The organism is Bacillus sp. FJAT-49711 (assembly GCF_018343715.1).
In the GTDB taxonomy this organism is placed as follows: domain Bacteria; phylum Bacillota; class Bacilli; order Bacillales; family Bacillaceae_C; genus Lederbergia.
In genome coordinates, this window is sequence record NZ_JAGYPL010000001.1 from 1486177 (window position 1) to 1496710 (window position 10534).

The 10534-nt window shown below is 37.6% G+C and carries 8 protein-coding genes; 3 read left to right on the top strand and 5 right to left on the bottom strand.

Going from position 1 to position 10534, the window contains the following annotated elements; genetic code table 11:
- Positions 1-159: 159 nt before the first annotated feature.
- The 5 genes from KHA96_RS07195 to hemE all read right to left on the bottom strand — a co-directional run bounded on the left by KHA96_RS07195 (position 160) and on the right by hemE (position 6616).
- The gene (locus tag KHA96_RS07195; RefSeq protein WP_213128560.1) at positions 160-2400 is read right to left on the bottom strand and encodes a YhgE/Pip domain-containing protein; all 2241 of its coding nucleotides are present in this window, start codon (positions 2398-2400) and stop codon (positions 160-162) included.
- An 83-nt stretch (positions 2401-2483) separates the two neighbouring features.
- Positions 2484-3056: a TetR/AcrR family transcriptional regulator gene (locus KHA96_RS07200; RefSeq protein ID WP_213128561.1), complete on the bottom strand. Its 573-nt coding sequence runs from the start codon at positions 3054-3056 to the stop codon at positions 2484-2486.
- A gap of 120 nt (positions 3057-3176) precedes the next feature.
- A complete protein-coding gene (gene hemY / locus KHA96_RS07205; protein WP_213128562.1) occupies positions 3177-4589 on the bottom strand; it encodes a protoporphyrinogen oxidase in 1413 nt (470 codons plus the stop codon).
- 23 nt (positions 4590-4612) lie between these two features.
- Entirely contained in the window at positions 4613-5545 is a 933-nt protein-coding gene (gene hemH, locus KHA96_RS07210; RefSeq protein ID WP_213128563.1) for a ferrochelatase, read from the bottom strand.
- A gap of 18 nt (positions 5546-5563) precedes the next feature.
- On the bottom strand, positions 5564-6616 hold the full coding sequence (gene hemE, locus KHA96_RS07215) for a uroporphyrinogen decarboxylase (RefSeq protein WP_481748214.1): 1053 nt from the start codon (positions 6614-6616) through the stop codon (positions 5564-5566).
- A gap of 418 nt (positions 6617-7034) precedes the next feature.
- Here hemE and KHA96_RS07220 point away from each other — a divergent pair, with 418 nt between their 5' ends.
- The 3 genes from KHA96_RS07220 to KHA96_RS07230 all read left to right on the top strand — a co-directional run bounded on the left by KHA96_RS07220 (position 7035) and on the right by KHA96_RS07230 (position 10494).
- Positions 7035-7541, top strand: a complete 507-nt coding sequence (locus KHA96_RS07220; protein ID WP_213128564.1) for an antibiotic biosynthesis monooxygenase family protein — start codon at positions 7035-7037, stop codon at positions 7539-7541.
- A 328-nt stretch (positions 7542-7869) separates the two neighbouring features.
- Positions 7870-9042: a M20 family metallopeptidase gene (locus tag KHA96_RS07225; RefSeq protein WP_213128565.1), complete on the top strand. Its 1173-nt coding sequence runs from the start codon at positions 7870-7872 to the stop codon at positions 9040-9042.
- 118 nt (positions 9043-9160) lie between these two features.
- A protein-coding gene (locus tag KHA96_RS07230) for an IS3 family transposase (protein ID WP_213128566.1) occupies positions 9161-10494 on the top strand; the annotation gives its coding sequence in 2 pieces (ribosomal slippage) (positions 9161-9548 and positions 9548-10494; 1335 coding nt in all).
- The last annotated feature ends 40 nt before the right edge of the window (positions 10495-10534 follow it).

The window sequence follows — 10534 nt, forward strand, 5'->3', positions numbered from 1 at the left end:
GGAGGCTCACCGCCCGCCCCGCGGAAAGCGAGCAACTGTAGCGGAAATCAACCTTTACGCACTACTTGATAAAAAGCAACAAAGTATGTGAGAAAAGCCTAACGAAAAAAGGCAGTCCTCAGAAGTCATTTTTCATGACTTTTGGGACAGCCCCGTTTTTTATGCATGACTATTTAATGTGGAAAACTGCCTTTTAAATTTATATCGGAAAAATCCAAGTGTCATGATCATACTCCCGATAATAAATAAACATAAGATTCCTAAATTATGCCACATAAAGCTAAAATCCCCACTTGAAATAACAGCCTTGTATGCTTGAACTGAGAACGTCATCGGCAAGAATGCGTTAAACGGTTGAAGCTGTCGAGGAATCAGTTCAAGTGGAAATGTTCCAGCACTAGTCGTTAATTGCAATATTAAAATGATAATTGCAATGAATCGACCTGGATCTCCAAGCAATGTCACTAAAAATTGGATTAAAGCTATAAACGTTAAACTTGTAATGATCGTTGTCAAAATAAAGAGAGGGATACTTTCTACTTCTATTTTGAGACCATAGAGCATGATTGCATCAGCTAATATGGATTGGATAACCCCTACGATCGCGATAACTCCAAATTTTCCAACGAACCAATGATAAGCATTTTTCGGAAATTGTGCAGGCTCTCTTAGAGGAAAAACAATTGATATCAATAAAGCTCCAACAAAAAGGCCCAATGATAAAAAGTATGGTGCAAATCCCGTACCATAGTTTGGCACTTTATTAACAGCCTTCTTATTCACAGTGATCGGTTCACCCATCATATCGTAAGTTTCATCACTTGCCTGAATTCCATTTACTTTATCATATGCATCTCCGAGCTTATCCTTCATTTCTGCGGATCCATCTTCAAGCTTTTTCGTACCTTCTACAAGTTCTTTAGTTCCGGTAGCTAATTTATTGCTTCCATCACTAAGTTTAGTTGAACCTGAGGCCAATCCCTTCATTCCACCATTTAATATTTTTGCTCCATTTGAAAGCGTATTTGCTCCATCACTGACTTCCGTTAATTTTTCGTCAAATAAGGATATTCCACTAAGTAATTGATTTTGCCCACCTTGAAGTGTTTGCGCGCCTTGGACAAGGTCCTTCGATCCTGTAGAAAGTGAATCCATCCCTGCTTTTAATTTACTTTGGCCTTCTTTTAATTCACTCATTTTTCCAGCCAGTGTGCTTGCGCCTTCGTGCAATTCTTTTGCAGATGAATGTAATGTAACAGTTCCTTTTTCAACCACCGCGCTTCCGGTTTCAAGTTTTGCGAGACCTTCCTCAAGATTAGCTTTCAATTGGCTTCCAATTTGTTTTTTTACTTCATCAGGTAAAGGCAGCTCGGCTAGCTGGGAATCTATATTCGCCAATTGATTTTTCATCTGTTCTATACCTGAGTGTAATTCGGCCGCTCCTTTTGCAACTTGGCCGGCACCTGTTTGAAATTCATCTAATTTATTGGCCAATAATGTTGTCTTATCCTGGATTTGCGTTGCACCGGATACGACATCTTCCATTGCTCTATCTGCTTTCTTAATTCCCGCATCCAACGTACTGGCTCCACTCGATAATGCCTGCGCCCCTTTATCTGCAGCCACAGCTCCATCCACAAGCTTGCCATGACCTTCCTTTAATTGTGCAATTCCATTAGCTAGTTTGGATGTTCCTTCTGCTATTTCATTCGTACCAGATTGTACCTTGGAAACACCGGAATTAAACTCAATCGATTTTTCAGCTAACTCATCTAAACCCTTTTTAAGAGTGACCGAGCCATCATTCAGTTTAGCGGTTCCCTCGAAAAGTTCCTTGGCTCCGCTGCTCGCTTGTGCAAATCCGTCACCCATATCCTTAATTTTACTAAACATCGTTTCCGAATAAGTTGCGACAACCTCCTTTGAAACGGCTGACTTTATTTCTTTTATTGCTGTTTCTCCTATCTGGGATGATAAAAAGTTATAACTCTCATTCGGAATATATTTTAATTCTAGCTTTTTTGGGTGTTCATCTAAAAGTGAGGTCGCATTTTCTGAAAAATGTTCAGGAATTTCTATTAACATGTAATATTTTCGATCTTCAAGATCTTTATAACCATTTTTACTATCGACGACTTTAAAATTAAAATCATTGCTTTCTTTCAATTTTTCAACTAAATCATTTCCCAAACGCAGATCTTTATCTTCAAAAGCAGCTCCCTCGTCATTATTGATGACTCCTACTGGCAAATCTTTTAAACGATCATACGGATCCCAAAAGGCCCATAAAAACATTCCACTATATAAAATAGGCACAAGCATCACGGCAATAAGCGGGATTAAAAGCTTTTTATTTCTAAATATCTGTTTTATTTCAGCAGTAAAAAGTGTGTTTTTCATCGTTGTTCTTTCCTCCTAAAACATTTAAAACGTTATGACCATTTTCCTCAAATAGTCAATATCTTTCAAAAAAATTGGATTATCTACGTGGACAATCCCGTGAATAAATAAAATTTGAATAGCTCCGATATTTTTTCTTTATTTAATGGTTCGTGTTTTTTTTCCCAATCGAAAATAAGGGATATATACATTTTTAGCATAATAAAAGCTGTAATTTCTGGATCACATTGTTTAATCTCACCTTTATCAATCGCTTCTGTCACTTTTTCCTTAATATAATTGATAATAGCCATTTCAACTTTTTGCATCATTTCTTTTACGGCTGGAGTCCCTAACTCTCTCTCTTCTTGAAAAAGCTTAATCGTCAACTGATGTTGTTTTCTAAACTTTAATAATTCGTATATGGCAAGCGTCGCGTTTTCATAAAATGATAACTCATCTTGAATGGTCTTCTCTGCAGCTGCTTTCATTTCTGTAATTAAGGATTTGATAATTTCACTAAGCAATTCTTCTTTATTATTAAAAAAAGTATAAATAGTTCCTTTTCCAACATTGGCTATTTTCGCTACTTGGTCCATTGTAGTCGCTTTATAACCAAACAAAGAAAATGATTTTGTTGCTGCATCAATAATGAGCCGCTTACGATCAATTGACATATTCTGTATACCTCCTTTCTCGAAATTGACCAAAACACCAATTCAGTCAATTAGTATTACAATAATTTATCATAATCATTTTTTAAAAGCAAGAAAAAACAGCTAAAATGATTAGCTGCTTCACTTTATATATTGAAGGACATCGTGCACCGCTTTTTTCCCTTGATCGATACAATCTGGCAGCCCTATTCCTTCGAAAGAACTCCCCACCATGAATACACCAGGCATATCCTCTTGAAGGCTTTTTTTCATCTCTTCTATTCTTTCCTTGTGCCCGACTGTATATTGAGGCATTGCCTTTTCCCAACGAGTAATTATCGTAAATTGCGGTTTTGCCTCAATATTCATTGTTTCTTTTAAATCCTCCAATACAATTTGTTCAATTTCTGCATCGGAAAGATCAACTACTGTTTCTTCTCCCGCACGTCCAACATAACAGCGCAGCAGCACTTTTCCTTCTGGAGTTGTATGCGGCCATTTTTTATGTGTCCACGTACAAGCGGTTATCGTATAATCACTGTTTCTTGAGACAACAAAACCTGTACCATCAATAGTATTTTCAACGTCTTTTTCATCAAAGGCCATCGCGACAGTAGCTACAGTTGTAGCCGGCATATGTCTTAAGCCACATAAATATTCTTTTTCTTGCAACAGATCAGCAATCGCTAAGTGCGGCAACGTAATAACAACACTATCTGCATGGATAATTTCATCACTGTTTAGTTTCAGCTCATAGCCCGAATCTGACTTTTTTTCTAAAGAAGTAACTTGTACACCTTTCACAACCGTACAGTTTGTCATTTTTTCCTCAATGGCATCTACCAATGATTGCAACCCATTTTTTAATGTAAGAAATATTCCTTGGTTTTTGCTCGTTAAACGGTTTTTCGGCGCTTTCGCAGTGGTCTTGCTCATTCCAAGAATTAAACTTCGATGTTCACGCTCAACTTTATAAAACTGTGGGAATGTTGACATTAAGCTTAGTTGGTCAATATCACCCGCATATATTCCGGATAAAAGCGGCTCAATTAAATTTTCAACTACTTCATCACCAAGTCTTCTTCGGAAAAAATGACCAAGTGACTGATCCTCTTCATTTTTTGATCGAGGCAATATAATATCACATGCTGCACGCATTTTTCCTTGAACAGAAAACAGACCAGTCGTCATAAATGGACCCATTTTAGTGGGAATGCCCATTACAGCTCCTTTAGGCATGGGGTGAAGTTGTTCTTTTACAAGTACATATGATCTACCTGCTGTATTATTAACAAGCTCATCACCTAAACCAACTTCTCTCGCCAATTCTGCTGCACTTATTTTTCTCTCCAAAAATGAATCTGGACCTTTTTCAATGACAAATCCATCCTGATGAACCGTTTGGATTTTGCCACCTAGTTTGTGGCTCGCCTCCAAGAGAGTTACTTCAATAGGAAGTTTCTGATCAGCAATTGTTTTCTGCATGTAATAAGCTGTCGTTAAACCAGTTATTCCACCACCGATCACAACAACCCTTTTCTTATTTTCACTCAACGTAAAATCCCTACTTTTAATATTTATTTACTAAGATGTTTTAAAATAACGGAAACAAGAGCATCAATAAATTTAGGCTGTGCATCTGGCATAGCTGGTCGGTAATATGCTGCTCCAATCTCGTCCGTCACTACTTTACATTCCACATCATTGTCATACAGGACTTCAAGATGTGTCGAAACAAAACCGACTGGAATGTAAACAAATGCGTTATAGCCTTTTTTCTCGTACAGATCTCTTGTTAAATCTTGCACATCCGGTCCAAGCCATGGATCAGGAGTATTTCCTTCACTTTGCCAACCGACTTCATATTCTGTAATACCCGCTTCCTGAGCGATTAAATCAGCTGTTTCTTGAAGTTGCTCAGGATATGGATCTCCATATTGAAGTATTTTTTCTGGAAGACTGTGAGCAGATACAATTAAACATGCATGATTTCGCTCTTCCTCTGGCATGTTTTGATATACTTCTTTAACCTCATCTGTCCAAAATTGGATGAATTTAGGTTCCTTGTACCAGCTTTCAACAGATGTAATAGCCGGACCACCAAGCTTCTCCGCTGTTTCTTTCGCACGTTCATTATAAGATTTCACGCTAAATGTTGAAAAATGAGGAGCTAGTACTAATGAAACTGCCTCTTCAATTCCATCTTCATGCATTCTTTCAACTGCATCTTCAATGAAAGGCTCGATATGTTTTAAACCGATATATGCCTTAAACTCTATTTCATCTTGAATTTCGTTTAATCGATCTTGAAGTCCGAAAGCTTGCTGTTCAGTAATTTTTGCTAGAGGCGAGATTCCACCGATTGCTTTATATCGATTTTCCAAATCTTCAAGGGCTTCCTTAGCAGGCGGACGCCCATGGCGAATATGTGTGTAATAACGTTCAATATCTTCTTCACTGTATGGAGTTCCGTAGGCCATAACTAATAGCCCCATTTTCTTTTTTGTCATTTCAATCACTCCGTTTCATTAACGTAAATGTTTTATTTTTTCAGCACTGTACTCATGAATAAATGAAGTAAGACGTTTTAGTGTTTCCGGATTTACTTCTGGGAAGACTCCATGTCCAAGGTTAAAAATGAACCCTGGTGACTGAATTCCTTCATCAATAATTTCTTTTGCACGTTTCTCTATCGTTTCCCAATTAGCGATTAACACTGCTGGGTCTAAATTTCCTTGGACTGCTTTCGTCACACCTAATTTTCTCGCATCCGCAATCGGCAATCTCCAGTCAAGCCCGACAACATCGAGCGGTAGGTCATTCCATTCCAATGCTAAATGACTGGCGCCCACTCCGTGCATGATGAGAGGAACATTTTCAGTCTTCATTTCACTACATATTTTCTCCATAACTGGTTTAATATAACTTTTATAATCAGCTCTACTTAACGCTCCTACCCAAGAATCAAAAATTTGGACTGCGCTGACACCAGCTTTAATTTGGGCTTTTAAATATGAAATCGTCATATCGCCTAGCTTATTCATTAATAATGACCAAGCTTCTGGCTCTGAATACATGAAGGCTTTCGTTTTATGATAGTTTTTGGACGGACCTCCTTCGATCATATAACTCGCTAGAGTAAAGGGTGCGCCCGCAAAACCGATTAAAGGTACCGTTAATTGTTCTTCTGTTAAAAGCTTGATCGTATCGAGAACGTAAGGTATATCTTCTTCTGGGTTAATTTCCCCTAGTACCTCAATATCCTTAATAGAACGGATTGGGTTGTCAATTACTGGGCCAATCCCACTTTTTATTTCTACATCGACTCCTAAAGATGGGAGTGGTGTCATAATATCTTTATATAAGATTGCAGCATCAACATTGTACATATCAACCGGAAGCTTTGTCACATAAGCACATATTTCTGGTTGATGGGTAATTTCAAACAGTGAATATTTTTCTTTTAATTTACGATATTCAGCTTGAGAGCGGCCAGCTTGTCTCATATACCAAACAGGTACATGCTCCGTTCGCTCACCTCTTGCCGCACGCAAAAATGCATCATTTTTAATATTCATCATGATTGTCCACCTTTCAAGGTTTTCAGTAATTGTATTGTATTATAAAAGTATACGAATTAACAAAAGCGAAAGCCCCCAGTCTAGCAGCTTACAAACATTTAGGTCCTGGACAAGGAAAAGGAAACATGGCGCGCGACGAGCCGATGTTGACTATCACAAGAAGAAACTATAAGTTTGATAGGCGCTGGAGCCTGGAATCCTTCAAGTTGCATCCAATTTTCTTTTCTTACGGATAAAATTTTAGGAATCCGTTATAACTATAGTATTTTTCCTGCTTAAAGTATAGGCAACTACTCTTCTTGTCATAAATTTGTCCTTTTTAATGCCTTATCTAGTACAAACTCTTCTGTTTGCAAATGACGAACAAGGGTAAAATAGAATCAAATGTTGAACGTTAAAATGTCAATGGGGTGATTATATGTATGTTTATATCACAATGGGAACGTATTACTTTTTGAAGAAGCTTGAAGAAAAGCATTCAAATGAAAAAATGATTTTAATGCAGAATATAGAAGGCTGCTTGCTTTGGCATGAGACGACTGGGTCAACCATATTTCAGTCTCCGAGAAAATATGAATTGATGGAGACGTTAGGCGACTTTCAAAATGAAGGTGTCGTTTTATGTAACTTTATTCCAGTTAGAGAGGAAAATAGGCCGGTTTTTGAATATGGAATAACTGATAAAATTAAATTAATTCAAAATGAACCAGGACTAATAACTGCTCGTATACTTCGTCCACTGTCAAATGATACATACTTGCATATGACGATGTGGAAAGACGAAAAACATATTCATGATTGGAAAAATTCAACTATGTATAAACATATCCATTTTCAATCGAAAGGCACTAATATATTTTCTGGTCCCGCCTATTCTACAACTTATTATGTTTCTGATGAAAATGATGTAGATAATGATATCTAATTGAGGCTGGGACATAACTAAAACAATCAAACCTAAAGACGAACAATGATCTAACTTAGCGGAGGGAATATACGAAGACTCCTGTGGGAGGAAGGCATAGGTGAGACCCCGCAGCTCGGGACGAGCGAGGAGGCTCGCCAGCCGCCCACGGAAAGCGAAGTATATTTCCGGAGCGGGTATATACACTAAACAACCTATTGTTCGGATTTATCTTTGTCGGAAATAGTTATGTCCTGGTCTCTTTTTATTATTTTTGTGCACACTCTTCTGAAAAATTGATATAATTATTTCGAGTCTGAAAATATTAATTAGGCGGGTGTGCTTCGGTATGAAAGAAAAACTATTTGATCGCATAGAGAAATACTATAACGAAATGGTTAAAATAAGACGCTACTTACATCAAAATCCCGAATTATCTTTTAAAGAGGTTAAAACTGCAGCATTTATTGCCGAATACTACAATCGTCTTGGTGTAGAAATAAAAACTGGTGTTGGCGGCAATGGAGTTATAGCTAGAATTAAAGGTGGAAAACCAGGAAAGACGGTGGCATTGCGTGCAGACTTTGATGCGTTGCCTATCCATGAGGAAACAAACCTTCCCTTTAAATCAATAGTCCCGGGAGTCATGCATGCATGCGGCCATGATGGACATACTGCCACACTATTAGTATTAGCAAGGGTTCTGAATGAAATGAAGGATGAGCTTTCCGGGGAATATGTCATGATCCATCAACATGCAGAAGAATATGCACCTGGAGGCGCTAAACCGATGATTGAAGACGGTTGTTTAGATGGTGTTGATGTTATATTCGGAACGCATCTTTGGGCAGACGGTCCATATGGAAATATTCGATATCGAAAGGGACCGATTATGGCAGCAGCTGACCGTTTTGAAATTACCATTAAAGGATACGGCGGACATGGAGCACAGCCGCATAAAACGAAAGACGCGATTGTAATTGGATCTCAGCTCGTTATGAACTTGCAGCAAATTGTAAGTCGTAGAGTTGCTCCAATTGAGTCTGCTGTAGTATCTGTAGGCTCTTTTATTTCCGACAATGCTTTCAACGTTATTGCAGATGAAGCAAAGCTTGGCGGTACAGTGCGTACGTTTAACGAAGACATTAGGGATATGATAGAAAAAGAGATTGAGAGAATTGTAAAAGGTACATGTATAGCGGCTGGTTGTGAATATGAGTTTAACTACTACAGGGGATATCCTGCTGTCGTGAATCATGATGCTGAAACCGATTTTCTTGTAGAGGTTGCAAAGGAAGTACCTGAAAACACATTAATCGAAGAAACAAAGCCGGAGATGGGCGGCGAAGACTTTGCTTATTATTTGCAGCATGTTAAAGGCACATTCTTCTTCACAGGCGCAAGACCTGATGGTGTAGAGCAAGGCTACCCACATCATCATCCAAAATTTGATATTAATGAAAATGCGATGCTTGCGGCAGCGAAAACTTTAGGATTAGCTGCGATCAAATCAGCTAATTAATAAATAAATCCCCGAAGAATTTTTAAAATGTACCCTATAAGATAGACACTTAAAAAAAGTCTCTCTTATGGGGTATTTTTATTTATAATGAAAATAACAACTAGATGGGGCGGATCATATGTCAAAGAAATTATTTACTGAACAAGAACAAAAATTACTTAAGAAACACCCTTACGTAAAGGCTGTTAGTGAAAAAGGAATTACATATACAGATGAATTTAAGACAATCTCAATTAAAGAATATGAAGAAGGAAAAAATTCACGAGAAATCTTTGAAGCTGCAGGGTTTGATATTGACATGTTGGGAATTCAGCGAGCGAAATCAGCTTTAAAGCGCTGGCGTGCAGCTTATAGGAGAAATGGTGTGTTTGGGCTAGAAGACTCACGTAAATGTAGTTCAGGACGTCCACTGGAGCGAGAATTAAGTTTAGAAGAAAAATATGCTAGATTAGAAGCACAGAATGCCATTCTAAGTGCAGAAAATGAACTGCTAAAAAAGATCGAATTAGCAGAAAGGATGTTGAAGAAGAAAAAATAAAATTGACAGCAGAACTGAAATTCCAACTGATACATACAGTCATTGAAAAATATGATTTAACAAGAATGGTCCGCTATCTTTGTCAACTAGTTGGTGTTTCCCGTTCAGGATATTACCGTTACTTTACAGTTGAAGCAGAGGCAAAAAGACAGGAAAGACACCAAGCAGATGAAGCAGTTAAAGAAGTCGTTTTAAAGGCATTTAATTTCCGCCGTCGCCCAAAAGGTGCACGTCAAATTAAAATGACATTAGAAAATCAATATCAAATTACGTATAACTTAAAACGAATTCGTCGCATTATGAAGAAGTTCAAGATTATTTGCCCAATCCGAAAAGCCAATCCATATCGACGAATGGTTAAAGCAACAAAGGAACATCGGACATTACCTAACCTTTTAAACCGCCAATTTAAGCAGGGAATCGCTGGAAAAGTATTATTAACAGACATTACATATTTAAATCATGGAAAAGGAAAACGTGCCTATTTATCTGCGATTAAAGATGGCGAAACTAATGAAATTCTAGCATATGAAGTATCAAATAAAATCACGTTGGATATCGCTCTAAATACAGTAAAGAAATTAAAAAAGAATGGTAGAAAACTAGCTGCTGGTGCATTCATTCACTCAGATCAAGGTGTTCATTATACAAGCCCTCAATTCCAAAAGCTTGTGAAGAAAATGGGATTAGGTCAATCCATGTCACGTCGTGGTAACTGTTGGGATAACGCACCACAAGAATCATTCTTTGGTCATTTTAAAGATGAAATAGATATGAGAAACTGCGAAACATTAGAAGATGTAAAACAAGAGATTAAGAGTTATATGACCTATTACAATCATTATCGAGGTCAATGGAACTTAAAAAAGATGACGCCTGCACAATACAGACATCATCTTATTCAAGTTGCCTAAGGGCTTTTTTAAAAGTGTCCTTTACAAAGGGTACATTTTA

Coding starts and splice junctions, on each gene's coding strand:
- KHA96_RS07225 (WP_213128565.1), top strand. CDS start 7,870: ATGAAAGAAAAACTATTTGATCGCATAGAGAAATACTATAACGAAATG.
- hemE (WP_481748214.1), bottom strand. CDS start 6,616: ATGATGAATATTAAAAATGATGCATTTTTGCGTGCGGCAAGAGGTGAG.
- KHA96_RS07195 (WP_213128560.1), bottom strand. CDS start 2,400: ATGAAAAACACACTTTTTACTGCTGAAATAAAACAGATATTTAGAAAT.
- KHA96_RS07220 (WP_213128564.1), top strand. CDS start 7,035: ATGTATGTTTATATCACAATGGGAACGTATTACTTTTTGAAGAAGCTT.
- KHA96_RS07200 (WP_213128561.1), bottom strand. CDS start 3,056: ATGTCAATTGATCGTAAGCGGCTCATTATTGATGCAGCAACAAAATCA.
- hemH (WP_213128563.1), bottom strand. CDS start 5,545: ATGACAAAAAAGAAAATGGGGCTATTAGTTATGGCCTACGGAACTCCA.